We start from the raw sequence: 25,734 nt of genomic DNA on the forward strand, positions 1-25,734 counted from the left end.
GCGCACGCTCCACCGGGGTCAACGGCTGATCAGGTTTTGGGGGCCGTGATCGGGATGTGACCGGTTGGATGCCGATTCCGCTGATATCGGAGGATGGTCCGGTTACCGTCGTGCCGGACGGGGTGCCGGAAGTAAGGGAGCGGGATAATGCGGCGTCGATGGTCGGTTGGAATTGCGGCGGCGATGCTGGTGTCGGTGGCCGCGTGCAACGGCGGTGATGACGGCGGCGGCGGTGGGGGACAAACGGCGGCCAACCGTGTGACGGCGCCGCCGGGGGGATGGCCGCAGCCGGTGAACGGGCAGGTCACCGAGGACATGTGCGACCTGCTGACGTCGGCTGACTATGCCCAGTACGGACACCCCCAGATGCCTTACGAGTCCAAGGAGATCAGCGCGGACCAGCCCGACCGGGTGGTGTGTCGGCGGATTCTGGGCTCCACGTTCCAGGTGGCGCTGCGGCCGAGCGCCAAGACGGCGGAACTCGAATACGAGCAGACGCTGCGGCGGCACAAGGAACGGATGCTGTCGGACCGGCGGCAGACGATCCTGGTCGCCGACCTGGTGCGGGGAGCGGACGCGAGCTGGTTCGACTACGCGACGCTGGGGATCGACGGCTCGGAGTTCGTCGAGTACGAGATCCAGGCACGCCGGGGGAGCCTGCTGGTCTCCATCACCATGACCGTGAACGACAAGCGCAAGGGGCAGGATCCCAAGACCACGCTCGCGGGCCTGGCGCAGCGGGTCCTGGAACGGCTGCCGAACGTCGGCACGCAGGACCCCGCGCAGACCCCGACCGTCGTCTACGAACTGCTCGGCAAGGGCACGGCCAGGCAGATCGGCTACTGGGACAGCGAGGCCCACCGGTACGTTCAGCGCACCAAGGTGAAACTGCCGTGGCGCCTGGAGCTCCCCTTCGACCCCCAGGAGGCCAAGACCATACCGTTCAGCCTGACGGGCGGGATCGAGATGACCCACACCCTCCAAGTGATCCGCTGCCGCGTCAGCGTGGGCGGCCGGGTCCTCGTCGAACAGGCCAATCCGGGGTTCACCAGCTGCCTCGCCCACTATCGGGGGTGAGGACGGCCCGGGCGCGATGCCTCTAGCGCGGTCGCAGGGCGACCACGTCGGCCGGATAGACCGAGCACAGCACCAGGTCCCGGTGCGCGCGCAGGGTGCTCGGGGTGGAGTACCGGCTGCTGGCCAGCAGGCGCACGGGGCGTCCGTCGGCGGGGTCGTACGACCGGATCCCGTGCAGCGTGCGCAGGTGCGCCAGGCCGCCGGCCAGGACCGGCGCCGACTCCTGGATGCCGATCTCCTGCCGCCAGCGGACCCGGCCGTCCGCCGCGCCCACCCCCAGCAGCGTCTCGTGCGCCATCACCAGCAGCACGTCCCCCGCCGGCGTCATCTGCCCGGCGAGCCGGCGGCGCGCCCGCACACCGGTGGGCAGCCGCCACCGCGCCCGCCCGGTCGCGGCGTCGAACGACCGGATCGTGCCGTCCGTGGTCATCGCGTGGACGGCGTCGCCGACCACCATGACCTGCTCGGTCTCCAGATCCCCGGGGACGCCGCCCACCTCGGCCGTCCATCTGCGGGCGCCGTCCCCGGCCGCTCGCGCGTGCAGGACGCCCGCGTTGTCGAACACGTACACGGTGCCGCCCGCCACGACCGGCGTGTCCATCCGGTACAGCGTTCCCCTGCCCAGGACGACCCGCCAGCGGGACCGGCCGGTGGCGGCCTCCACCGCCTCCAGGGCGCCTCCCTCGGCGCTGAAGTACGCCACTCCGCCTCCGAGGGCGACACCGGTGTCGCGGACGTGGGTGCCCACCGCCCTGCGCCACCGTTCCGCCCCCGTCCGTGCGTCGCGGCCGATGAGGAGACCTTCCCCCACCCCTTCCGAGGTGGGGATGCAGACGATGTTCCGGTCGCACGCGGGCGGATGCCAGCGCGACTCCGCGCTGTGCCGCCACAGTTCCTCGCCGGTGGAGGGGTTCAGGGCGTACACCGCGCGGGAGTCGTAGCCCACGGGAACGTCCCCGGCGAGCAGCAGCCCTCCCAGGTTGGGCGACACCGACAGATCGGACCGGTGCCAGCGCCGTTTCCCGGTCCGCCCGTCCAGGGCGTAGCACCCCAGGTCGTAGCCCATCGCCAGCACCATCGCCCCCGCCGGGAACACCTCGGACGCGTTCTCCGGCAACCGGCGCCGCCACTCCTCCGGGCTGTCCGGCGCACGCGACACGAGCAGTCCCGCGGCCCCCGCCGTCCCACCGGCCAGCGCCACCGCCCCGCCGATGACCAGCCCTTTGACCATCCGCCGCCTTTTGACGGACGGCGCCATGCGCCACGGTGGCGCTCCGGGCGGAGGCACCCGGCCCGCCGCCTGGTGGACCACGGCCGCCGCAGCGAAGGGCAGCCCGGCCCCTGCCCGCCCGGCGAAGAACTCCATCACCTGGGCCGCGGTGGGCCGTTCCTGCGGATCCCGGCTCAGGCAGGAGCCCAGGAACGCCCGCAGCGGGGCATCGGTCACGCCGTCCAGGGAGGGCGCCGCATGCAGCACCCGGTACAGCACCGCCGGCACCGTGTCCGCATCGAACGGCCCCGCCCCCGTGGCCGCGAACACCAGCGCCGCCGCCAGCGAGAACACATCTCCCGCAGGCCCGCCCTCGCCTCCGGAGGCCTGCTCCGGCGGCAGGTAGCCGGGCGTCCCGGGCATCGTCTCCGGCAGCTCCGTCGTGCCCGGCGGCCGGGCCATGCCCAGGTCGATCAGCCGGGGACCGTACGGGGTGATCATCACGTTCGACGGCTTGACGTCACGGTGCGCGACCCCGGCCCGGTGGATCGACACCAGCGCCTCCGCCAGCCCGGCGCCCAGCGCGTTCACGGCCGGAACGGGCAGCGGCCCCGTCGCCCGCACCACCTCCTCCAGGGTGGCGCCGGGCAGGTAGACGGTCGCCAGCCACGGCCGGGACGCGTCGGGGTCGGCGTCGACGAGCGACGCGGTGAACGCCCCGCCCGCCGCCCGCAGCGCCGCCAGCTCCCGGGCGAACCGTTCCCGGAACGCCGGGTCGGCCGCCAGCTCGGAGTGCACCGCCTTGACCGCGACCAGCCGCCCGCCGGGCGACCGCGCCAGGTACACCACGCCCGTTCCGCCCGCGCCGAGCCGCGCCAGCAGGACATGGGGGCCGTACGCCACGGGGTCGTCGGGCAGCAGGGGTCTCATCATGCTCCAGCGTCGAGGGCGTACAGGTAGCCGTCCGTGCTCGCGACGAACAACGAGCGGCCGGCCGGGATCGGGGACGCGGTGACGGCGGCACGGGTCTGATACGTCCAGACGATCGACCCGCCGGCGAGGTCGAGGCCGTACACCCGCCCGTCTCCGGCCCCGGCGAACAGGCGCCGGCCGTCGCCGGCCACGGCCCCGTGCACCTCGCCGCTGAGCTGGGTGCGCCACAGCCGCCGCCCGTCGTCCGCCAGCGCGTAGACGGTCCCGGTGCGGTCGGCCGCGTACGCCGCCGAGCCGTGCCGCGTCACCGGTGCGACGATCTCGTCGTCGGGTTCGTACGCCCACCGGTGCTCGCCGGTGGCCGGGTCCCGCGCGTGCAGCGCGGGCGCCTCGGTGGTGGAGTAGACGAACGGGCCCGCCGCCGCCGCGCCGACGGGCAGGTCCACGTCGGAACGCCACCGCACCGAGCCCGACCTGGCGTCGAGCGCGTACAGGGTCTCGTCGGGCACGACCACCAGCCCGCCCGCCACCCCGAACGGCCCCGACACGGCCGTCGTCGTCTCATGCCGCCACCGCGGCGTCCCGTCGGTGAGCGACAGCGCGACCACGACGCCGGAGAGACCCTCCGTTCCGGCCGCCGCGTACACCGTCCGTCCGGACACCAGGACGGAGAACGTCGACCTGCCGAGCTCGCGCCGCCAGATCCGGCGCCCCGACCGGACGTCCACCGCGTGGACGGTGCCGTCCTGGCATCCGGCGACCACCGTGCTCCCGGCCGCCGCCACCGCGGTGACGGGCCTGTCCGAGGCCGGATACCGCCAGGCCGCCGACCCGTCCGAGGCGTTGACCGCGTGCAGCCGCCCGCCGTCGTCGCCGGCGACCACCCGTCCGGAGACCGCGGCGGGCGCCACCCGGAGCGGTCGGCCCGCGTCGTGCTGCCACAGCAGCCTGCCCGGCCTCCCGATGGGCGACGGCGGCGCCGGCCCGGCGGCGGACGCGGCGGGATCCGGGCGGGAACCCGACCGCCCCACGGCCCAGGCCGCTCCGGCGGTCACCGCCAGCACTCCGGATACGGCACCGGCCACCAGCGCCCGGCGCCGTATCCCCCGGCCGGGGAGGGGCAGTGCCGCCTGGTGCTCGATCTGCGCCAGCACCGCGTCCGGCGGCCGGGGGACGCCCCCGCCGCCCAGCTCCCGCAGCAGGTCGGCGGGCGTGGGCCGGGCGGCGGGATCCTTGCGCAGGCACGCGGCGGCCACCTCGCGCAGCCGGGGATCGGCGACGCCGTCCAGCCGGGGCGGCTCGTGCACCACGCGGCGCAGCATCTCCACCATCGGGCCCGCACCGAACGGCCCGTTCCCGGTCGCCGTGAACACCAGCACCGCGCCCAGCGCGAACACGTCCCCGGCCGGCCCCACCTCCGCGCCGAGCGCCTGCTCGGGCGGCAGGTATCCGGGGGTGCCCAGCACCGCCCCGGTCCGGGTGATCGCGGCGGCGTCGGCGGCCCGGGCGATCCCGAAGTCGATGACCCGCGGCCCGTCGGCCGACAGCATCACGTTCGACGGCTTGAGGTCCCGGTGCACGATCCCGGCCCGGTGGATCGACAGCAGCGCCTCGGCGAGCGCCGCCCCCAGCGCCAGCACCGAGGGCGCCGGCCACGGCCCGTGCTCGCGCACCGCCTCCTGCAGCGACACCCCGGGCAGGTAGGCGGTGGCCAGCCAGGGGGTGGGGGCACCGGGATCGGCGTCCACCACCGGCGCGGTGAACGCCCCGCTCACCGCCCGTGCCGCGGTCACCTCACGGGCGAACCGCGCCCGGAACCGCTCGTCGGCCGCGTACCGCTCGTGCACGACCTTGACGGCGACCAGGCTGCCGCCCGGGGAACGGCCGAGATAGACCCGTCCCATCCCGCCGGCGCCGAGCCGGCCGAGCAGCGTGTGGGGACCCACCCGCCGCGGGTCCTCCGGCTCGAGCGCATCGGCCGCGGGCACCGCTCACCTCCCTTTTTCGCGGGGACAACTCTGCCAAAATCCGCATCGCGCGCACATGTGATCTCGGAAGGAGGAAAGACGGAGGATGGCGGTCGGAGACTGCGAACTGGCCGTGCTGATCAGGGAGATCACGTCCTTCGATCCGGGACTGCGGGGTAACGCGGCCGACCGGGTGACCGACCGGCTCGGCTCCTACGACCCGTTCGAGGTGCGGACTCTGGCGCGCGTGCTGGCGACGATGGCCGCCGTGGAACGGGCGACGTCCTGCCGGAAGGCGCAGCTGCACGCGATCCACGCACTGCACATCGCGACGGGGCTGGTGACGGGGCAGGACATCGAGCCGCTGCGGCGGATCCGCCGGGACGTGCTGGAGGGGCCGGAACGGGAGTACATGCGAACCTTCGAGGAGGACCTGCTCTGATTCACCGCGAAAGTGTCCGCCCCTGCGATTAACCTTCCGGGCAATATGTGGCTGGCGAGGTCAATGGGGTGGGAGCGCCTGCATGGTGGCACGGACAACGGACGGTGAGGCGGCGTCGAAGGCCGTCGCCGGGCAGGCCATAGGGCGGGTGCTCGGCACGCAGTCGGCGACGCCGCTGTCGTTCTGGGTCGGGCTGGAGCCGGGACAGGTGGTGCAGCTCGACGAGGTCGTGGCCACTCGGCGGGAGCTGCCCGACGGCGGGTCGGTGCTGATCGCGGGGGTGGTGACCGACATCCAGGCGCGGCACGAGGGCGCCGCCTACGACTCGGACGTGTTCCTGATCGCCGACGGGGTGCTGCCGGCGGCGGTGGTGGAGGCCGCCGAGGTCACCGTGACCCGGGTCGACCCGGAGATGTACGTGCCGCCGCTGCCGGGCACGGTCGCCTACCGGGCCGGTGACGAGGACCGGGAGCTGGCGCTGTACTTCGACGTGATGCAGCGCCGGATCCCGGTGGGGCTGGGCCGCGACGGCGAGCCGATCCATCTGAACCTGGACTTCCTCGACGGCACCCGCGGCGCGCACGTGTCGATCTCCGGGGTGTCGGGCGTGGCGACCAAGACCTCGTTCGCCACGTTCCTGCTGTACTCGATCTTCAACTCGGGGGCGCTGGGCGCGGAGGCCGCCAACACCAAGGCGCTGATCTTCTCCGTCAAGGGCGAGGACCTGCTGTTCATCGACCACGCCAACAACCGGCTGGACGAGCGGGCCCGCGCCGCCTACGCCAAGCTCGGGCTGCCCGCCGGGCCGTTCGGCAGCGTGCACGTGTTCGCCCCGCCCCGGCCCGGCGACCCCAACGGCGTCCCGAACGTCTCCTCGCGCACCCAGGGCGTCGGGCCGTTCTACTGGACGCTCACCGAGTTCTGCCGCGAGGAGCTGCTGCGCTACGTCTTCGCCGACACCGAGGACGAACGCGCCCAGTACACGCTGCTGATCGGGCAGGTCGCCGCCCGGCTGCGGCGCGACGCCCAGGAGGCCGAGGACGGCGGCGCGGTGCGGATCCGCAAGCCCGACGGCGGGCTCGGCACGGTCTGCCGCACCTACAAGGACCTGGTCGACCTGATCGAGACCGAGCTGACCGACGAGGACACCCGCGCCGAGTGGGCCGGCGGCGGCCTGGTGGGGATCGGCACCATCAACGCGTTCCTGCGCCGGCTGCGGTCCTCGGTGCGGCCGCTGGAGACGATCGTGCGGGGCGACCTGCCGCCGCGCAAGGATCGTTCCATCACCACCTCCGACGCCCAGGTCACCATCGTCGACCTGCACAACCTGCCGGAACGGGCGCAGCGGTTCGTGGTCGGCGTGGTGCTGCGCGGCGAGTTCGGCCGCAAGGAGAGCACCGGCAGCGCCCGGCCCCTGCTGTTCGTGGTGCTGGACGAGCTGAACAAGTACGCCCCCCGCGAGGGCGGCTCGCCGATCAAGGAGATCCTGCTGGACGTGGCCGAACGGGGCCGCTCCCTCGGGGTGATCCTGATCGGCGCCCAGCAGACCGCCTCGGAGGTCGAGCGGCGGATCGTGGCCAACTGCGCGGTGCGGGTGGCGGGCCGGCTGGACGCCGCCGAGGCCTCCCGCGCCGAGTACGGCTGGCTGCCCCCGGCGGCGCGGGCCCGCGCGACGATCGCCAGGCCCGGCACCATGTTCGTCGGCCAGCCGGAGATCCCGGTGCCGCTGGCGGTGGAGTTCCCGTTCCCCGCCTGGGCGACCCGCCCGGCCGAGTCCGACTCCTCGTTCCAGGGGGCCGCGCCGGCCGCCGGGGCGGAGGGCGCCGCCGACCCGTTCGCCGGGCTCGACGATGACGACGAGGTCCCGTTCTGAGGTGGATGAGCCGACATGAAGTTCCTGCACACCGCCGACTGGCATGTCGGCAAGGTGCTCCGGGGCCGGTCGCGGGCCGACGAGCACGCCGCCGTCCTGCGCGAGCTGGTGGAACTGGCCCGCGCCGAGGACGTCGACGCGGTGATCGTCGCCGGTGACGTGTTCGACACCGCCGCCCCCACGCCGCCGTCGCAGGCGCTGGTGATGCAGACGCTGATGGCGCTGCGGGAGGGCGGCCGCGAGGTGGTGGTGCTGGCCGGCAACCACGACGACCCCCGCCTGCTGGACGTGTACCGGCCGGTGCTCGGCACGCTCGGCGTGCACGTGGTCGGGCGCTTCCGCCGCCCGGCCGACGGCGGGGTGGTGTCGTGGACGACCCGGGCGGGCGAGGACGTGCGGCTGGCGGCGATGCCGTTCCTGTCCCACCGGTACGTGGTCCGTGCGGTCGAGGCGCTGTCGGACACCCCCGACCAGCACAACCGCAGCTACGCCGACCGCTTCGCGCACCTGGCGCGGGCGCTGACCGCCGGGTTCGGCGACGACACGGTCAACCTGGTCGCCGCGCACGGCACCCTGCCCGGCGGGAAGATGGGCGGCGGCGAACGCGAGGCGCAGACGATCTTCTCCTACTACTTCGAGGCGACCGCGTTCCCGCCGACCACCCAGTACGCCGCGCTCGGCCACCTGCACCGCCGCCAGCAGATGCCCGGCCCCTGCCCGATCTGGTACAGCGGCGCCCCCATCGCGGTCGACTTCGGCGAGGAGGCCAACACCCCCGGCGCGCTGCTGGTCACCGTCGAGCCCGGCCGCCCCGCCCAGGTCCGCGAGGTCGCCTTCGGCGGCGCCCGGGAGCTGCGGACGGTCCGGGGGTCGCTGGACGAGCTGGCGGCCCGCGCCGAGGAGTTCGGCGACGCCTGGCTGCGGGTCGTGGTCGCCGAGAAGCCCCGCGCCGGGCTGGCCGACCGGGTGCGGGAGATCCTGCCGAACGCCCTGACCGTGGACATCGACGAGGACTTCCGCCCCACCACGGCCACCCGCCGCGCCACCACCGCCGAGGGCGCGCCCCGCACGCCCCGGGACCTCTTCCGCGACTACCTCGCCCAGAGCGGCCGTTCCGACGAACGGGTCGTCGCGTTGTTCGACCGCCTGTACGACGAGATCACCGAGGCCGGGGGAGGGGAGGGCTGATGCGGCCGCTGCGGCTCCACCTGGAGAACTTCGGCAGCTTCCGGGCGCCGACCTCGGTGGACTTCCACGACGTGGACTACTTCGTGCTGGTCGGGCCGACCGGCGCGGGCAAGAGCACGGTGATCGACGCGATCTGCTTCGCCCTCTACGGCACGGTGCCGCGCTGGGGCGACGAGAAGAAGACCGGCCTGGCGCTGGCCCCGTCGGCCACCTCCGGGAAGGTCGGGCTGGTCTTCGAGTCGGGCGGCCGCCGGTACGGGATCGTCCGTTCGCTGGTCCGCGGCGGCCGGGGGACGGTCACCACGCGCGAGGCCAGGCTGGACGAGCTGGACCCGGCCGTCGATCCCGCGCTGGGCATCACCGAGCTGCTCGGAGCCGTGGTGCGGAACCTGGCCGAGGGCGAGCACGTCACCGCGGAGACCCAGCGGCTCACCGGGCTGGAGTACCGGTACTTCACCCAGTGTGTGATCCTGCCGCAGGGCAGGTTCGCCGACTTCCTGCACGCGATGCCGAGCAAGCGGCAGGAACTGCTGATCCAGCTGCTGGACGCCGAGGTCTTCGACGCGGTCAAACAGCGCGCCGCCGACGAGGAGAAGCAGGCCCGCGCCGCGGTGCAGGCCGCCGAGGGGCAGCTGGCCTCCCTCGCCGACGCCGACGAGGCCGCCGAGCGGGCCGCCGTACGCCGGGTCGAGGAGCTGAAGGACCTCGCCGACCGGGTGCACGCCCAGATCGGCGCGCTCCGGGGCCTGGACGGGCGGGTCACCGAGCTGGAGACCGCGCTGCGGGAGGCCCGGGGCGCGCTCGAGGCGCTGGGCGCGGTGGCCATGCCGCCCTACGTTCCGACCCTCGCCGACGACCTGCGCGCCGCCGCCGAGGAGGCCGGGCGGCTGGCCGGGGAGGCGACCCGCCGCGAGGCCGAGGAGCTGAAGGCCGAGGAGGAGCTGTCGGCGCTCGGCGACAAGGCCGCGCTGACCCTGGCCCTGCGCGCCCACACCGAGCACGGCCGTCTCACCTCGGAGATCGCCACCACCCGCACCGGCCTGGACGCCGCCCGCGCCGACGAGGAACGCGCCCGCAGGGAGCTGGACGAGGCGACCGCCCGCCGCGAGCAGGCCGAGCGGGACCTCCAGCGGACCCGCGACCAGCACGCCGCCGCCGACCTGGCCCGGCGCCTGGAGGTCGGCGAGCCCTGCCCGGTGTGCCGGCACCCGGTGGCCGAGCCGCCGTCGCACCCCGCGCCCGCCGCCTTCGACCAGGCCGAACGTCACGTCGCGGACTGCCGGGCCGAGGAGGAGCGGACCCGCCGGCGGCACCGTGAGACCGAGACCCGGCTGCTCAAGGCCGAGCAGTCGCTGTCCAACCTGCAGGCCCAGCTCGCGGTCCGCGAGGAGCAGATCCAGGTCCACCCCGACGCGGCCGAGCTGCGGCGGACCCTGACCGCCATCGAGGAGGCCGAGCACGGGCTCCGGCAGGCGCGGCAGGCCGCCCGCGCGGCGCGCACGGCCGCCGCCGACGCCGAACGGCACCAGACCCGGCTCCGGCAGGAGGCGGCCCGGGCGCTGCGCGAGCTGGACGCCGTACGGGACACCCTCGTTCCGCTGGGCGCCCCGCCGCTGGACCGCGACGACCTGCACGCCGCGTGGACCGCGCTGCTGACCTGGTGCCACGGCGAACGCGGACGCCGCCGCCAGGCGGCCGACGACCTGGAACGGCACCTCGACGGTGCGCGCCGCGAACGGGACGCCGCACGCGACGCCCTGTGCGCCCTGCTGGCGGACAAGGGCGTCCCCGTTCCCCACCCGCCCGACCCCGACGCGATCGTCCGGGCCGCCGCCACCGCCTGCACCCGCGCCGAGGGCGACCTGGAACGCGTCCGCGACCAGCGCCGGCGGGCCGAACGGTTGCGCGAGCAGATCCGCGTCCACCGCGAGGAGGCCGAGGTCGCGCACGAGCTGGCGCTGCGGCTGCGGGCCAACAACTTCGAGAGCTGGCTGTGCGGGGAGGCCCTGGGGCTGCTGGTGGCCGCGGCCTCGCAGACGCTGCGGGAGCTGTCGGACGGGCAGTTCGAGCTGGTGCTGGACGCCCGCAACACCATCGAGGTGATCGACTACGCCGAGGGCGGGATGCGTCGCAACGTGCGCACCCTGTCCGGCGGGGAGACGTTCCAGGCGTCGCTGGCGCTGGCGCTGGCGTTGTCGGACCAGGTCGCCGGGCTCGCCGCCGGGGCCGCCCGCAGCCTGGACTCGATCTTCCTGGACGAGGGGTTCGGCACGCTGGACCCGGCCACCCTGGACACCGTCGCCACCACGCTGGAACGCCTGTCGGCCACCGGCGACCGGATGGTCGGCATCGTCACGCACGTTCCCGCGCTGGCCGAACGGGTGCCGGTGCGGTACGAGATCACCCGCGACTCCGCCGGATCGCACGTGGAGAAGAAGACGACATGACCATCGCCCCAGCGCCGCCCGCCCCGATCACCATCGACCCGTGGGATCCGGGGTACGCCACCTCGGTCACCGCCGGCGCCCTCACCGAGATGGACGCCACCACCGCCGAGATCAATCTCGACGTGGAGGTCCCGGCGGCCCGCTGGAGCCCGGTCACGCCCGCCGCCGTCGCGCTGCCGAGCGCGGTGCTGATCGCCGACGGCGTCCGCCGCATCGAGGCCCGGGTCTGGGTGAGCGACCCCGGCGGCGCCATGCCCGCCCCCGGCATCGCCGCCTCCTACGCCGCCGGGGTGGTCCGTTGCGGCCCCACCGGCCGTCCCGCCGAACTCGTCGACGTCGGCGTCCGCCGTTCCCTGTTCACCCCGTCCCAGCACGCCGCGGACCTGCACACCTGGGCCGGGGAGTACACCGTCCGCTCCGCCGCCGGCGCCAGCGCCGAACAACTCTCCCTCGCCCTCCAGCGCGACCTCGGCGACCTGGAGGTCACGCTGGCCACCCGCCACCGCTCGCACGACGCCGGCGACGACCTCCTCATCATCGACGGCCCTCTCCGCGGCCGCAGCCAACTGCCCCGCACCGTCGGCTACGTCAAGACCCACCACACCGCCTACCTGTCCGGCAGGCAGGCCGGCGTCATGGCCGAACTCCGCCCGGGCCAGCGCACCCCCGTCTTCCTCATGGGCAGCGGCTGGCCCCGCCACTCCTGGTACCTGCGCCTGCCCACCCGTTCCACCGCCCCCTGGTCCGGCATCGCCCGCTGTGAGGCGGGCGCCGAGCTCACCCCCGCCGAGGTCGTCGCCCTGGCCGACCTCACCGCCACCGTCCTGCCCGCCCTGGCCGGCGTCGACTACAAGGACCCCCGCGCCCCCCAGAACCTCGTCCCCATCGGCGGCCTGGAACGCCTCCTCCGCCACCGCCTGGGCGACGCCCGCCTCCTCTACCGGGCCCTCCGCCAAGCCACCGCCCTCACCCCCTGACCGGACCCGCCCAGCGCGGGCAGGGACAAGCCCCAGGCCCGGTGGACCTGGGGCTTGCCGTCGGAGGGACAGAGGACCGCAGCGGAGTGAGGATCGCCTGTCCCTTCTTCCGGGACTCTGGGGTCGTCCTCCCAGACCGGCGGGATGTCAGTCCTTGCCGATGTCGGAGCGGGAGGCGTCCAGGAGGTTCTGGCGGGCGTCGCCGGACAGCAGGTAGCCGCTGCGGACGTTGCGGGTGTCGGCGGCGGCCACCGAGGCGACGTAGCGGGTGTGCGAGGGGTAGAGGGCGTCGAGCTTGGCCTCGTCGAACGGGATGTGGGTGCCGAACAGGACGCAGAACGTCTCGCCGGAGTTGATGCCGTCGTTCAGGGCGGTGGGGACCTCGACCTGGGAGAGGCGGATGCCGCCGCGGGCCAGTCCGTGCTCGTCGCGGGCTATGGTGCCGTCGGCGTTGAACTCCAGCGGCTGGGCGGACGGCGGCTGCACCCCGTACTGGACCCACTTGGTCAGGTGACCGTACGCGGCGGCGAGGACGTGGTGCAGCGGGGCTCGGCTGAACGGTGGCCGGGCACAGTTGTAGGTGGGGGCGGCGCCGAGGTCGCGGTCCAGGATCGACTTGCGGTACGCCTGGCCGTTCCAGCCCGAGTGGGCGGTGCCGGCGACCTCCCAGCGGCGGTACCTGTCGTCGTCGGGACGGCGGGTCGGGGTGCGGACGTCGGTCTCGGACTGCACGTGGAAGACCGGCTCGGCGCCCTTCCGTGAGGGGGCGGTGCCGACGATGTGGCCGTACCCGTCGAAGACCGCCTCGGTCTTGGGCAGGATCCGGTCGTAGTAGACGGTCATCCGCACCGAGGACTGGGAGGCGCCGATCCCCAGCAGGGTGCGGGGCTTGAGCAGGCCCAGCGGGCGCACACCGGAGGTGGCGCGCAGCGCCTTGGCGGCCTGCGCGTAGATGTCGTACGACAGTTCGTCGGCGTTGAACTGGCCGCCGCCGGTCACGTCGAGCTGCCCGTACCGGGCGGGGCTCCAGGTCCGCAGATGGTTGACGCCGACGCGCTGCGCCGAGATGCCCACCCAGGCGTAGCCCTCGCGCATGAGCTGCTCGTGGTTCCACAGCGCGTCGATGTCGTAGCCGGCGCTGACGTTCTGCCATTCGGCCAGCACGGTGCCGTTGAACTTCAGCGGATTGGCGGGCCTGCGGACGATCATCCGGGTCCGGTACGGCACGTCCGCGGCGATCTGCTCGCCGGTCAGGCTGTAGGCGTCGGCCTTGCCGGAGACGTAGAACTCCTGCTCGACGTACCCGGCGGAGGCCAGGTCGACGTCGGTGGACATCCACGGGTAGGTGTCGCCCACCTCGGGGGCCTTGGGGTCGCCCGGGACCGTCCCGGGGATCGGGCCCTGCACCGCCGGGACGTCGACGGGCACGGGCTCGGCGGTGGCGGGCGACGGCGCGGCCAGGAGACCGGCGGCGACCACCACCGGCAGGAACGCGGACAGGCGGAGCAATCGTGGCATGAGACGGGTTCCCTTCGAGGTGACCGGACACGGCGGGCCGCCGGAACCCCGCCCGTCCCGTCCGGCGGGCCGTTCCGGCACCGGCGAGGTGGTCCGATGCCGGAACGGCTCACCGCTCCGGAGGGAGGGGTTCCGTGTGCGCGGGGCTTGCCGCAGAGCGGGGGCTAGTTCTTGCCTATGTCGGAGCGGGCGGCGTCCAGGAGGTTCTGGCGGGCGTCGCCGGGCAGCAGGTAGCCGCTGCGGACGTTGCGGGCGTCGGACTCGGCGACCGCCTTCACGTACCGGCCGTGCGAGGGGTAGAGGGCGTCGAGCTTGACCTCGTCGAACGGCACGTGGGTGCCGAACAGCCTGCAGAACGTCTCACCGGAGTTGTCCCCGGTGTTGAGGGCCGTGGGGACCTCGACCTGGGAGAGGCGGATGCCGCCGCGGGCCAGGCCGTGCTCGTCGCGCGCCTTGGTGCCGTCGGCGTTGAACTCCAGCGGCGGCGCGGTCGGCGGCTGCACGCCGCGGTGGATCCACCTGGTCAGATGCCCGTACGCCGCGGTGATCACGTGGTGCAGCGGAACCCGGCTGAACGGCGGTTGATCGCAGTCGTAGGTGGGGGCGGCGCCGAGGTCGCGGTCCAGGATCGACTTGCGGTACTGCTGGCCGTTCCAGCCCGAGTGCGCGGTCCCGGCCACGTCCCAGCGGCGGTACCGGTCGTCGTCGGCGCGGCGGGCCGGGGTGCGGACGTCGGTCTCCGACAGGACGTGGAAGACCGGCTCGGAACCCTTCCGTGAGGGCGCGGTGCCGACGAGGTTGGCGAACCCGTCGAAGACCGCCTCGGTCTGCGGCAGCACCTGGTCGTAGTAGACGGTCATCCGCCCCGCCGACTGCGAGGCGCCGATCGCCAGCAGGGTGCGGACCTTGAGCGGCCCGAGCGGCCGGACGCCGGAGGGGCTGCGCAGCGCCTTGGCGGCCTGCGCGTAGATGTCGTACGACAGCTCGTCGGCGTTGAACTGGCCGCCGCCCGTCACGTCCAACTCCCCGTACCGGGCGGGGCTCCAGGTCCGCAGATGGTTGACGCCGACGCGCTGCGCGGAGATCCCGACCCAGGCATAGCCCTCGCGCATGATCTGCTCGGGGCTCCACAGCGCGTCGAGGTCGTACCCCGCGGTCACGTTCTGCCATTCGGCGAGCACCGTGCCGTTGAACCTGGCCGGGTTGGCGGGCCGCCGGACGATGATCCGGGTCCGGTACGGCACGTCCTCGCCGACCCGCGCCCCCGCCGTGCTGTAACCGTCCGCCTTGCCGGACACGTAGAACTCCTGCTCCACGTATCCGGCCTTGGCCAGGTCGACGTCGGTCGCCATCCACGGATAGGTGCCGTCCACCTCCGGGGCCTTGGGATCACCCGGAACCGTCCCGGGAACGGGCCCCTGCACGGCGGGAACGTCGACCGGCACCGGATCGGCCCCGGCCGCCGGGACCGGCACGGCGACCAGCCCGGCGGCCACCACCACGACCGCTGACAACGTTCTGGTCAATCGACTCATCAGGTGACTCCCTCCAGCCGCCGCCCCGAACGGCGCCACGGGCACGGCACGCCGCAAGGATCACCCACTTTCCGCCCACCGGAATCGGTGAAATCACCCGCCTCCGGCCCGCCGTGCCGTGACCCGCGCACGGCGGCGAACGCATGAACGTCCGGTCGCCGGGCGCGACGGAACCGGTTCCTCCGGCGTCATCGCGGACGTGATCGCCGTTCTCACCGGTGCCGGGCGGTCAGAACGGGGGGTCGTCGTCGGGGTCGGGGTCGGGGGAGTCGAGGGAGGCGGAGACGGCGGCGGCGCGGGGGGTCAGGACGCCGGGGGAGCCGAGGATCTCGCCGGTGCGGGGGTCGATGAGGACGCCGTCGACCTCGATGGGGGAGTCGTCCCGCAGGGGGGCGGGGGTGCGCGGGGCGGGGCACCAGCGGGCGGTGGGGCAGCGTTCGCACCACGGGCCCGGGGTGGCGGGGAACTCGGTGTCGCGGTGCCAGGGGCGCACCATCTCGGTGATCTGGCGGCGGGCGGCCCGGAGCACCTCGGGGTCCTCGGCGGCGAACGTGCGGACCTCCGCGGTCTGCGGGGTCATGACCTCCAGCTCCACCGTTCCGGCCGGCTCGCCGAAGACGCCGTGCGCGATCAGCAGGGCGGCCAGGGCGAGCTGGGGGATCTGCTCGAACAGCTCGGCGGGCGTGCCGGCGGGCAGCTCGCGGACGGTGGTCTTCTGCTCGCGGTACACCAGCCGCCCGTCCACCCGCCGCAGCAGGTCGGGATGCGCGACCACCAGCACGTCGGCGTCCGGGTCGAAGACGGCGACGGTCGGCTCGGCGGCCACGTCGGTGACCCGGCCGGGACCCGCCAGCGGGCACACCGCCAGATGCGCCAGCAGGTACGGCCGGGCCTCCGCGTACTCCTCCGGCGACATCAGCCCGGCCGCCGGCCCCATGTCCCCGGAGCCGGGGTCGGGCAGGTCGTCGGGGGAGCACGGGCGGCCCCGGCCGTGGGCGGCCTCCAGCCAGTGGTGGACGACCACGCCGCGGCGTACCGACGAACCCTCGTTCAGCAGCGTCTCCGGCGGCAGCCGCAGGTCGCGCAGGTGGGCGCGGGCCGGGCAGACCACGTAGTGGCGGCCGGTGGTGACCGACCAGGTCCGCCGGTGCGTGCCCCGGTCGTTCAGGCCCAGCAGCCCCGGAACGTTCGGAAGGTCCTCGCAGGACGCCCGCAGCTTGCACTCGGCGCAGTCCGAGCCGGGGCGGTGCGCGCCGCCCACGGTGACGGCCTGCGCCAGCGGCCGGACCTCCTCCTGGTAGCGGCGCCTGACCTCGTCGGGCGCGGCGTCCACCAGCACCTGCGGCCGCACGTCCGCCACCAGGGCGACCTCGACGACCCGGATCCGGGTGGGGGCGTCCTCGTCGTCGGTCACCTCGACCGGCGCGTCCCGGTACAGGTTCCCGACCGCCCGCCGCCCGGCCGCCGCCACGAACGCGATCGCCTGGTCGGAGGGAGCCGCCGCCTGACGGGTCCGGCTCAACCGCAGCCGCCGGAACTCCCGCACCGTGCCGTCCCGCGACCCGTACCAGCGACCCCACGCGGTGAGCATCCGCAGCTCGACCGCCGACGCCGTCCCGGACGCCGACTGCACCACCCGCGGCAGCCGTTCCGGGACCAGCTCGACGCCCTCGGCCTCCAGTTCGTCGGCGATCCACTCGGCCGCCTGCAGGAACGCCCGGCACGCGTACCGCACCCACACCGCCGCCCCGGGATGCACCGGCGAACGGTTCTGCGCGATGACCTCGTCGACGGCCTCGTCCGGATCGGCCCCGTCGAACTCCACCGCGTCCAGCGCCCGCTGCACCAGCCCCAGCGGGAAGTCCTCCCAGGGCGCGTACCGCCGCCGCTCGTGCACCCGCGGCCACAGCCCCGTCCGCGCCTTCGCCGCCGCGAAGTCCGCACAGTCCCGCTCGGTACGGTCCAGCATGCTCGCCGAGACCCGCAACACCTCGGCGTTCCCCCGCAGCCCCGGATGCGCGGCCCACCGGTCCATGGCACTCCCAGCTGTCCAACGTGACGGAGCCCCCAGTAGAACACACGTGAACGCAATTCACCGAGCTTTTCGCAAACTTCCCCGTTTCCCCAGCTCATCAGGGTCTTGTTCGATGACTGAGGACGGGCACGGTGCGGGGGCCCGTTCAGGTGTCTAGTACGGCTTGACGATGGTGCCGCTGCGGCCCCAGTCACGGTAGGTGGCCCAATAGCTCGCGCCTATGACGTCTCCTTGACCGACGGGTGCGCGCACCTCGATATCGAGTCGCATGGGCAGATGGTCATGAGTGACGGTCAGGGTGAAGGCCATCTCCACCCTGCTGTCGGCGAAGAACCGGTAGAACGGGGCGACCGGGCCGCTGGAGGCGAGCCGAATGGGCGAGGCGTCGGCCTGATAGGTGTGGGTTCCGGCATCACTGGTTCGCTTGAGATTCGCGGCGTTCTCCATCAGCGCGACGACGTTGTACGGCGAACTCACCAGACGGGCTTCCACGGCCAGGTCGAGATGGACATCGTCCTGAGGAGCATCTGCGGGGGCCAGCGGGATTCCCTCACCGCGTCCCGGCAGATATCCGAGATCGCCGACGAGAAGCACCCGCATCGGTTCGGCCCCGTACAGGTCGCCATTGGGGTTGTGCACCGTCATGTCGTAGTCGGTCGCCGCTCCGGGCTTGTACTCGAACCTGCCGGTGGCCTTGAAGGCATCGAGGCTCTGCGAGAGCAGCCCCTCGGCGGAGAACGCCGCCGTGCCACGGGCGGACATCGCCCGTTCGATGGTGGCGGCGATGCCGGCCGGTGTGCGCGGTTCGGATCTCGCCTGCGGGGTGCTCGCCCTGCCGGGTCCCAGTGCGGAGCGGGATTCCTCGGTTCGGGATATCTGCTCATCCGGCTGGGCCCAGAAGAAGGTGCGGCCGCGTTCGCCGGTCTGGTCCTGGGTGAGGGCGAGGGCCGTGGCCGTGGTGAAGAGGAGGGCGGCCGCCGCGGCGGTGATGGTGATGAGGAGAGATCGGCGGGAACGGCCGGACGGGGCCGGGGGACGGTCGAGGCGGAGGGTGGTCCAGCGGGCGGTGCGGGCGTCGGCGAGGGCGGTGTCGTCGGCGGTGGCCAGGGTGCGGCCCTGTTCGAGGGCCTCGACGGCGGCGATGGGGCCCTCGGTGTGGTCGAGCAGGCGGAGCAGGATCTCGCGGCTGTCGGGGCGTTCGGCGGGATCGCGGGCCAGGCAGCGGGTGATCAGGTCGCGCAGCGGGCCGTCGAGGGCGCCGAGGTCGGGGCGGCCGGTCATGATGCGGTGCATCACTGCGGGGATGGTGTCCTGGCCGTACGGGGGCCGCCCGTTCGCCGCGTACGCGATCGTGGCCCCCCAGGCGAACACGTCGGCGGGCGGGCCGACCACGTCGCCGGCGAGCTGTTCGGGGGCCATGTACGACGGGGTGCCCAGCACCGTGCTGGTGGCGGTGACGGTGGCGTCCAGCGCCCGCGCGATGCCGAAGTCGATCACCCGTGGCCCGTCCGGGCCGAGCAGGACGTTGCCGGGCTTGAAGTCGCGGTGCACGATCCCCGCCTGGTGGATCGCCGCCAGCGCCGTCGCGCTCCCCACCGCCAGCCGGTAGAGCGCGGTCCCCGCGAGCGTCCCGCCGCCCTCGACGACCTCCCGCAGTGACGGGCCGTCGATGTACTCGCTGACGACGAACGGAGTCCCCTCGTCCTCCCCGTCGTCCAGCACCCGCGCGGTGCAGAACGCCGACACCCGCCGCGCCGCCGCGACCTCCTTGCGGAACGCGTCCACCCGGGCCCGATCGTGCAGCAGCTTCACCGCCACCCGCCGCCCTTCGGCGGTCTCGCCCAGATAGACCACGCCCTGCCCGCCCGCGCCGAGCCGCCCCTTCAGCTCGTATCCGCCGATCCGGTCAGGGTCACGTGAGGTGAGGGGCTGGACGGCCACGGTTCCCCCTGGAAGAGCACGACCACGGGCGCGCCGCCCCCGCCGACGCCGACCGACAGCCAACCACACCCGCTCATGTGAACGCAATCAACACGTTCCAGTCCGATCGGTAAAAGGCGACGTCCAGCCCGGAGCGCCGCACCAGAATGGTGAGAATGCAGCACCCGGTCGTCTCCGCCCTCACCGCGGCCGCGCGTCCCCTGGAGGAACTGCTCACCGGAGACGACCACGGCGTGTCGATCTACGTTCTCGGCGTCGCCGACCTCGGCCGGACGCCCCGCAGGCCGGAGGCGCTGGCCACCGCGCTCTACAAGGCGGCGAAACTCCGTCTCCGCCCGCGATCGGCACCCCTGGTCGGGCATCCGTGGAGGCGTCGGCTGCACGAGCTGATCCGCTCCTACATGCCGACCCGCCCCGGCTTCGGCCCGGAGGAAAGCGAGATCACGCTCACCGCCGAGGAGATCGAACAGGCGATCTCCCGGACCGACGCCCTGGCTGACACCCTGGAAGCCCACCTCGGCTCCATCCGCCAGGCCCACGAGTTCGACTCCCACGGCGACGCCTACGGCAGGACGCCCGACGCCCTCTCCTATGCCTACGACCTGGCCTGGAACGACCTCCTGCTGATCACCGACGACTGGGGCGCCCTCCTCCACATCGGCGTCTCCGACTGACAGAACACCGACCGAACGAGGCCACCGCACGACGAGCCCGCCCCTACCCGGCGGCCGTGACGCCGGGCCCGCCGTGCGTTCCGCCTTCGTCAGCCCCGCCGGATGCCGTGGACGAACGCGGCCCAGCCGGCGGGGGAGAACTCCAGGACGGGACTGCCGTCTCCGGCTTTGGAGTCGCGGACGCCGATGGTGCCCCGGTTGCTGCGAGCCAGTTCGACGCAGGTGCCGTTGGGTTCGCTGTGGCGTGACTTGCGCCAGGGAGTGCGCCAGGGGGTGTACTGCGCGGTCATGAGCATCCTGTCTGGTCGGTGGCCCTGTCGGCGGCCTCGATCAGGGCGACCTTGCTGTCCTCTGGAGTGAGCGCCGCCTGACTCAGATGCTCATATCTTCGTGCATACCTCTGCACTTCGCGCGGCTCGATGTGAACGTGGTCCGTGCTGATCGTGTCCACTACTGCAAGCGGCGGGTCGGCGGGGTCGGGAAAGGTGTAGAGCGTGAACGTGGCCCTCGGTAGCAGCGTGCCGTTGAGGCGGGCGTCGACGGGGAGGACACGGACGCTGAGCGAGGGATGCTCGTCCAGCATGGTGACCATGTGGCGGAGCTGAGCGGCCATGACCTTGGGCGGTACGGTGAGACGCCGGATGACGATCTCGTCTAGAACGACCTCGTACATGGGTCCGCCGGGGCGGAGTATGGCTCGTTGGCGCTCCAGTCTGCCCTCCATCATCTTCTGGGGTTGAAAATCCAGAGCGCCCTCGGCCCTGGTCAGCTCGATCAGGGCCTCAATGAACTCCGGGGTCTGGAAGATGCCTGGCATGGCGGTCTGGTTGTATTCGCGGATGGTGGCGGCTCCGGACTCGATGTTGGCGTAGAGGCGCTGCCGAGCGCCCATCGCGTTGCCGAGCCTGTCCCACCAGCCGCGTTCGGCGCCGTCGCAGGCGATCTCGATGAGGGCGGCCCGCCGCTCGCCGGTCACGTCGAGCACTTTGAGGATCTTGATGAGTTCGGCGATGTCCGGGCGGACCTGCCCGTTCTCCAGCCTGCTGACCTGCATCCGGGAGTAGTGGATGCGCCTGGCGAGCTGGTCGGCGGTCAGGCCGCGCTCCTCCCGGATGGCGCGCAGCTCCATCCCCAGCCGCCTGCGGCGGACGAAAGGACTGGCCATCGTTGACCTCCGATCGGGGGTGATCACCATCGCCGCCCGTGTGACTACCGTGCGTACACGGTGAGCCTCGTGCGGTCGTGATCCGGGAGCAAGCGGATGGCCGGATCGGGCCACCGTCCGTGGTGATTCGGAACTCTCCGTGTCCGAACGTTCGTCCGGCGTGCGCACGCGGCGCGGGATCGCGGCGGGCGGGGGCCTTTCCGCCGCGCATGTCGCTCCACGGCGCGTCATGACCACCTGGTCGTGGCAAACGTACCGGTCAACGCGTTCCCGGGTGCGGTCGGCAGCGTCGTCGCCTCGGTTCGCGCGATGCCGGAGGGGGTGTTCGGTTCGCGTGCGCACGTGGGGTGGGATCCCTTCGCGGAGGAGCCCGGCGGGGGCGCGTGCCAATCCGCGTCCGGAGGGCTTTTCCGCCGCGGTTTCGTGTTTCCGGAGGGGTACGGACTGTGACCATGACGGTGGCCCGGTACCGGCCGAGCATGATCCGTCATCACCGAACCCGAGGTGTTCCATGTCCCTGGCAACGCTCCTCGCGGCGGACCCCGCCGCCGCGCAGCGCTGGCGGCGCACGTTCCCCGGCGAGGCCGACCAGGCCGCGGCGGCCCGCCGGTTCGCCGCGGCCCTGCTGCCGGACTGCCCGTTCCTGGACGACGTCCTGCTGGTGGTCGCCGAACTGGCCGGCAACGCGCTGCGGCACACGCGTTCCGGGCGGCCCGGCGGGCGCTTCACCGTCGAGATCCGCCGCCACGGCGCCCTGGTCGCCGTCGCGGTCACCGACCAGGGCGGCCCCACCGAGCCGTCGATCACCGAGGCCGGTCCCCTCGCCGAGTCCGGCCGCGGCCTGCACACCGTGTCGGCCTGCGCCTCCCACTGGACGTGGTCCGGCGACCGGGCCGGCCGCACCGTCACCGCCGTCTTCGTTCCCGCCGGTCCCTGCGAGGCCGCATGACCCCCCGCGACCTGCACCACCAGACCGCCGCGCAGATCATGTCGGCCATGGCCTGCGCGATGCGCGCCGACCAGACCGCCATCACCGCCCTCCTCGACGCGGCCCCCGCCGACCTGGACGCCCACACCCGCGCCTTCCTCGCCGAGGCCCGCGCCCTGGCCCTGACCCTGTCCGCCGCCCTGACCACGGTGCTGTGCGTCCACCGCCACACCCCCGACCCCCGTACCCCCGCGTCCTGCGGCGGCTGTGGCACGCAGGACTGCCGCACCGTACGCGCCATCACCGACGCCCTCACCGCCTACGGCCGCCGCTCCACCGCCGTCGACCGGGCCGAAGCCTGGCGCCGAGCCGAGGCCTGGTACACCAGGCACCTGAAGACCCCGCCCCTGATCTCCGTGGAGGAGACCCCCACCGCCTACATCACCCGCCCCCGGCCAATCCCGCCCAGCCTCTCCCACCCGGTTCTCGTCATCGACCGCCGCACCGGCGCCACGACCCAGTGGCCCGACCTCCCCACCCAGACCCTTATCGCCCACCACACCCAGCGGCCCGCCCCCTGACCCTGGGGGCGTCGAGCGGCATCGGACGCAGCCGACCGTTTCAACGGGCGATCACGGCCGGGGCGTCGGTGGGCCTTTCAACACGTGCCCCGAGGCCGCACAGCGAGCGGCGCGGTCACCGTTGCGCGGTCCGGCTCCATGAACGGATCACCGGCCCGCGTTCGCGGCCGGTTCAGTGGAGGGGGAGAGGGCTCAGCCGGTGCCGGGGGTGCCGCAGCACTTCTTGTACTTGCGGCCCGAGCCGCACCAGCAGGGGTCGTTGCGGCCCGGCGGCCAGGAGACGGTGGCCGCGCCCTCGGCGATCCGGGCCTCCAGATGGTCCGCGCGGACCTGCTGGTCCCCGGGGTCGCGGCCCTGCTCCCGGGCGTAGGACAGCAGGTCGTCGACGGTGACCGGCAGCACCCGCCAGGTGGGGATGCCGGTCTGCTCGACGGCGGCGCGCCACCCCAGCTCCACCCGGCGCAGGTAGGCGTCCACGTCGTCGGACGGCAGGTCGTCGGCCTGCACCAGACCCTCGGCGAACGCGCGCCGCACATCGGAACGCACGAAGAACGAGTCCACGTTCGGCCGCTCGTCCGCGGGGACCGTCCGCCTGCGCCGGCGGGGCCTGCCGCTGAGCAGCTCCATCAGTTCGGCATGGGCCGTACCGGTGCGCCGGTCGAGATCGTCGGGCGCCAGCCCGAGGGCCTTGCGCACACGCGCCCGGCCCTGCAGTTCGGGACGGCCCATCAGCTCGCCCGGGTCGAGGTCGAGGTCTCCGCCCAGATCCCGGCAGGCCGTGTCGAACCAGTCCAGGGCCTCTTCCAGCCGCCCCCGGGACTCCAGGTACTCCGCCATGATGCTCGCCGGTCCCGGCAGCACGCGCGCGTCCCGCAGCCGCTCGATCCCCGCCTCGGCCTCCTCCTCCCGGCCGAGCCGCGCCAGCGTCTCCACCCTGCTGACGGCGGCGTACTGGACGTCCTCCGGCTCCGCGGTGGCCATCAGGTCGTCGTAGATCCGCAGCGCCCGTTCGTGATCCCCCGCCAGCCCCCACTGCCCGGCGGCCTCCAGCAGGATCTCCCCGCGCTCCTCCGAGTAGCGCTCGGCGTCACGTTCCAGGCTCTCGGCGTACTCCCGAGCCCGCGCGCGCTGCTCGTCTGTGGAAGAGGATCCGACCATGCTCCAGATCGTAGGGGCCTGCGCGCCGCGCGACGTTCCGATCCGGCATGAACCAGGCCGGGCGCCGGTGACGACGTCCCCTCCGTGCTCGCCATGGGGCGTCAGGCGACGCAGAACTCGTTGCCTTCGGGGTCCTGCATGACCCACCAGCGGCCGGCCGGGCCCTGGTCGACCTCGCGGACCCGGGTGGCGCCGAGGGACTCCAGGCGGGAGGCCAGGTCGTCGGTGGTGCCCGGGGCGGCGTGGACGTCGATGTGCAGGCGGTTCTTGACGGTCTTGGGCTCGGGGACGTCCTGGAAGAGGATGCGGCGGCCCAGGCCGATCCCGGTGGCCGGGTCGAAGGGGTCGTCGGGGTGCCGGATGGCGGCCAGGCCGCGGAAGAGGCGGCGGCCGTCGTGCTCGGTCACGGCGTCCTCGGTGAGGTGACCGTCGGCCAGCAGGCGGTCGATGAAGGCGGTCTGGTCCTCGGGCTCGTAGCCCAGGGCGGCGGCCCAGAAGTCCGCCAGCACCGGGGCGTTCCGGGTGTCGACGACCAGTTTCCAGTTCAGAGCCATGTAACCAGTTATATTGGTTACATGGACGCATCGGCAAGCCAGGGGCTGGTGCTGCGCTCGCACACCGGGGCCGCCTACCGCTTCGACCCCGGCGCGCTGTGCCTGGAACTGCTGCCCACCGGCGGGCCCGGCCCGTTCTCGCGGTACGAGGTGCTGTACGCGCCCGCCGACCTCGCCGAATGGGCGGAGCGTTCCCGGGTGACCCCGACGCCCGCCCTGGAGATCGCCGAGGCCGAGGTGGCGGACGCCCGGCGGCTGCGCGACGCCCTGTGGCGGGCCGTCCTCGCCCGTACCCGGGGCGAGGCCCCGGCTCACGAGGATCTGGCCGCCGTCAACGAGGCCGCGGCCCGCCCGCCGCTGGTCCCCGTGCTCGGACCGGACGGAACGCGCCACTGGGCCGCCGGCGCCACGGGCGCGCATCTGCTGTCGACCGTGGCGCGCGACGCCATCGACCTGTTCACCGGCCCGTTCGCCGACCGCATCCGTACGTGCTCGGCCGAGGACTGCCACCTCGTCTACGTCGACACCTCGCGTCCCGGCCGCCGCCGCTGGTGCTCGATGGAGCACTGCGGCAACCGTCACAAGGTCCGGGCCCACCGCACCCGCAACTCCGCAGGACGCTGACGTCCATAGGAGCCGAACGCCGCAGGACGTCTCACCCGGACGAGAACGCCTCGAGACATCGACGGGGGCCACTTGTCAAGTGGCTGCGGCGTATTGTTGACGTCGATATTCTTTGGCCTTTTGTCAGCGGGCCTCTGGTTTCTCCGTCATCCGGCCGGCGGTGATCGCCGCACGTGCGAATCACGTCGTTCGGTTTAGGGGAAATTGCGGTGATTCGGCCCGGTTCCACGGCGAGCTGTTGCAACACTCACAACCTCGCGGTGGTGCGGCGGTGAATCACGACATGGTTATATTTGGTTCTGACCGTTTGATGTCGCGCTTCCTTACTCCGCGGGAAGTGCTGTGTCGTTCATTGTGCGTCACCTGGCGTTCATCTGGAACGGACGGGTGGAGGCGGGACGGGCGGTGATATGCACGGCAGGATGCGCGGCGACGCCGTGAGAGTGCTCTGCTGGCTGCTCTGCCTGTGCATGTGCCTGCCGGCGGTGCCGGTGGCCGCGTCGTGGGACGACGGCGAGCGCCGGGGCGGGTCCGCCGTGTCCACCGACCCCCTGCCGACCGAGCGCGAGGAGTCCGAGAAGCTCAAACGGGCGATCGTGATCTCCCGCGTCCGGGACACCGAGGAGGCCCACAGGGCTCCGGCCGCAACGCGCAACGAACGCAGGGCATGGCACCGGATCGCCCAGTGGCGGGCGGCCCGGACACTGCGGCTGTACGGGTTCGGCGGCCGATCGTGGTGGTCGGGTCCGCCGGATACCGGGGAGAGGCTCGCCCGGATACAGGTGCTGCGCTGCTGAACGCCCGCCGCGCGCACCCTGGCCCGACGCCGTGGAGCGTCCGGGCGCGGGGCACGCGTGCGCGTTCCCCACCTCACCTCATGTCCGCTCCATCGACGTGCCGCCCACGC

At 73.3% G+C, this 25,734-nt stretch carries 21 protein-coding genes; 11 read left to right on the top strand and 10 right to left on the bottom strand.

Annotated elements, in window-relative coordinates:
* Positions 1-291: 291 nt before the first annotated feature.
* A complete protein-coding gene (locus HNR21_RS18315) occupies positions 292-1,077 on the top strand; it encodes an MmpS family transport accessory protein (protein WP_182706136.1) in 786 nt (261 codons plus the stop codon).
* A gap of 22 nt (positions 1,078-1,099) precedes the next feature.
* On the opposite strand, the gene HNR21_RS18320 is transcribed toward HNR21_RS18315, so the two are convergent.
* Complete coding sequence (locus HNR21_RS18320) at positions 1,100-3,217, bottom strand: serine/threonine-protein kinase (protein WP_220500203.1); 2,118 nt, start codon at positions 3,215-3,217, stop codon at positions 1,100-1,102.
* Entirely contained in the window at positions 3,217-5,208 is a 1,992-nt protein-coding gene (locus tag HNR21_RS18325; protein ID WP_182706138.1) for a serine/threonine-protein kinase, read from the bottom strand. Before HNR21_RS18325 ends, HNR21_RS18320 begins: the two co-directional genes overlap by 1 nt.
* An 85-nt stretch (positions 5,209-5,293) precedes the next feature.
* Between HNR21_RS18325 and HNR21_RS18330 the strand changes: the two genes are divergently transcribed.
* From HNR21_RS18330 to HNR21_RS18350, 5 genes are all read left to right on the top strand, one after another.
* Positions 5,294-5,629, top strand: a complete 336-nt coding sequence (locus HNR21_RS18330; RefSeq protein WP_182706139.1) for a hypothetical protein — start codon at positions 5,294-5,296, stop codon at positions 5,627-5,629.
* Positions 5,630-5,711: 82 nt separating this feature from the next.
* A complete protein-coding gene (locus HNR21_RS18335; protein ID WP_182706140.1) occupies positions 5,712-7,502 on the top strand; it encodes an ATP-binding protein in 1,791 nt (596 codons plus the stop codon).
* A 15-nt stretch (positions 7,503-7,517) separates the two neighbouring features.
* On the top strand, positions 7,518-8,690 hold the full coding sequence (locus HNR21_RS18340) for an exonuclease SbcCD subunit D (RefSeq protein WP_182706141.1): 1,173 nt from the start codon (positions 7,518-7,520) through the stop codon (positions 8,688-8,690).
* Complete coding sequence (locus HNR21_RS18345; protein ID WP_182706142.1) at positions 8,690-11,137, top strand: AAA family ATPase; 2,448 nt, start codon at positions 8,690-8,692, stop codon at positions 11,135-11,137. Before HNR21_RS18340 ends, HNR21_RS18345 begins: the two co-directional genes overlap by 1 nt.
* The gene (locus HNR21_RS18350; protein ID WP_119732153.1) at positions 11,134-12,114 is read left to right on the top strand and encodes a hypothetical protein; all 981 of its coding nucleotides are present in this window, start codon (positions 11,134-11,136) and stop codon (positions 12,112-12,114) included. The genes HNR21_RS18345 and HNR21_RS18350 overlap by 4 nt, the downstream gene beginning before the upstream one ends.
* 147 nt (positions 12,115-12,261) lie before the next feature.
* On the opposite strand, the gene HNR21_RS18355 is transcribed toward HNR21_RS18350, so the two are convergent.
* The 4 genes from HNR21_RS18355 to HNR21_RS34740 all read right to left on the bottom strand — a co-directional run bounded on the left by HNR21_RS18355 (position 12,262) and on the right by HNR21_RS34740 (position 19,143).
* A complete protein-coding gene (locus HNR21_RS18355; protein ID WP_220500204.1) occupies positions 12,262-13,632 on the bottom strand; it encodes an alpha/beta hydrolase domain-containing protein in 1,371 nt (456 codons plus the stop codon).
* 164 nt (positions 13,633-13,796) lie between these two features.
* On the bottom strand, positions 13,797-15,167 hold the full coding sequence (locus HNR21_RS18360) for an alpha/beta hydrolase domain-containing protein (RefSeq protein ID WP_220500205.1): 1,371 nt from the start codon (positions 15,165-15,167) through the stop codon (positions 13,797-13,799).
* A gap of 229 nt (positions 15,168-15,396) precedes the next feature.
* Entirely contained in the window at positions 15,397-17,202 is a 1,806-nt protein-coding gene (locus HNR21_RS36050; RefSeq protein ID WP_182706143.1) for a PD-(D/E)XK nuclease family protein, read from the bottom strand.
* 153 nt (positions 17,203-17,355) lie between these two features.
* Positions 17,356-19,143 (bottom strand): serine/threonine-protein kinase, encoded by a 1,788-nt coding sequence (locus HNR21_RS34740; protein WP_312881092.1) that lies wholly within the window; start codon positions 19,141-19,143, stop codon positions 17,356-17,358.
* Between the two features lie 155 nt (positions 19,144-19,298).
* Here HNR21_RS34740 and HNR21_RS18375 point away from each other — a divergent pair, with 155 nt between their 5' ends.
* On the top strand, positions 19,299-19,817 hold the full coding sequence (locus HNR21_RS18375) for a hypothetical protein (protein ID WP_182706144.1): 519 nt from the start codon (positions 19,299-19,301) through the stop codon (positions 19,815-19,817).
* Positions 19,818-19,906: 89 nt separating this feature from the next.
* On the opposite strand, the gene HNR21_RS18380 is transcribed toward HNR21_RS18375, so the two are convergent.
* Both HNR21_RS18380 and HNR21_RS18385 read right to left on the bottom strand, forming a co-directional pair.
* Complete coding sequence (locus HNR21_RS18380) at positions 19,907-20,107, bottom strand: DUF397 domain-containing protein (protein ID WP_182706145.1); 201 nt, start codon at positions 20,105-20,107, stop codon at positions 19,907-19,909.
* Positions 20,104-20,982 carry a helix-turn-helix domain-containing protein gene (locus HNR21_RS18385; protein WP_182706146.1) on the bottom strand — a complete coding sequence of 293 codons (879 nt, stop codon included), beginning with the start codon at positions 20,980-20,982 and terminating at the stop codon, positions 20,104-20,106. The genes HNR21_RS18380 and HNR21_RS18385 overlap by 4 nt, the downstream gene beginning before the upstream one ends.
* Positions 20,983-21,493: 511 nt before the next feature.
* Here HNR21_RS18385 and HNR21_RS18390 point away from each other — a divergent pair.
* Together HNR21_RS18390 and HNR21_RS18395 are read left to right on the top strand one after the other, a co-directional pair.
* Positions 21,494-21,931 (top strand): ATP-binding protein, encoded by a 438-nt coding sequence (locus HNR21_RS18390; RefSeq protein WP_182706147.1) that lies wholly within the window; start codon positions 21,494-21,496, stop codon positions 21,929-21,931.
* Positions 21,928-22,491, top strand: coding sequence for an SUKH-4 family immunity protein (locus HNR21_RS18395; protein WP_182706148.1), 564 nt, complete (start codon positions 21,928-21,930; stop codon positions 22,489-22,491). Before HNR21_RS18390 ends, HNR21_RS18395 begins: the two co-directional genes overlap by 4 nt.
* Positions 22,492-22,683: 192 nt before the next feature.
* Here the strand turns inward: HNR21_RS18395 and HNR21_RS18400 are convergent, their stop codons facing one another.
* Both HNR21_RS18400 and HNR21_RS18405 read right to left on the bottom strand, forming a co-directional pair.
* On the bottom strand, positions 22,684-23,649 hold the full coding sequence (locus tag HNR21_RS18400) for an SEC-C metal-binding domain-containing protein (protein ID WP_182706149.1): 966 nt from the start codon (positions 23,647-23,649) through the stop codon (positions 22,684-22,686).
* Positions 23,650-23,750: 101 nt separating this feature from the next.
* Positions 23,751-24,203: a VOC family protein gene (locus HNR21_RS18405; RefSeq protein WP_182706150.1), complete on the bottom strand. Its 453-nt coding sequence runs from the start codon at positions 24,201-24,203 to the stop codon at positions 23,751-23,753.
* Positions 24,204-24,224: 21 nt separating this feature from the next.
* Here HNR21_RS18405 and HNR21_RS18410 point away from each other — a divergent pair, with 21 nt between their 5' ends.
* Both HNR21_RS18410 and HNR21_RS18415 read left to right on the top strand, forming a co-directional pair.
* The gene (locus HNR21_RS18410; protein WP_182706151.1) at positions 24,225-24,827 is read left to right on the top strand and encodes a CGNR zinc finger domain-containing protein; all 603 of its coding nucleotides are present in this window, start codon (positions 24,225-24,227) and stop codon (positions 24,825-24,827) included.
* Positions 24,828-25,249: 422 nt separating this feature from the next.
* Positions 25,250-25,624, top strand: a complete 375-nt coding sequence (locus tag HNR21_RS18415; RefSeq protein ID WP_182706152.1) for a hypothetical protein — start codon at positions 25,250-25,252, stop codon at positions 25,622-25,624.
* Positions 25,625-25,734 lie beyond the last annotated feature (110 nt).

Source organism: Thermomonospora cellulosilytica, from assembly GCF_014138835.1.
GTDB lineage: Bacteria > Actinomycetota > Actinomycetes > Streptosporangiales > Streptosporangiaceae > Thermomonospora > Thermomonospora amylolytica.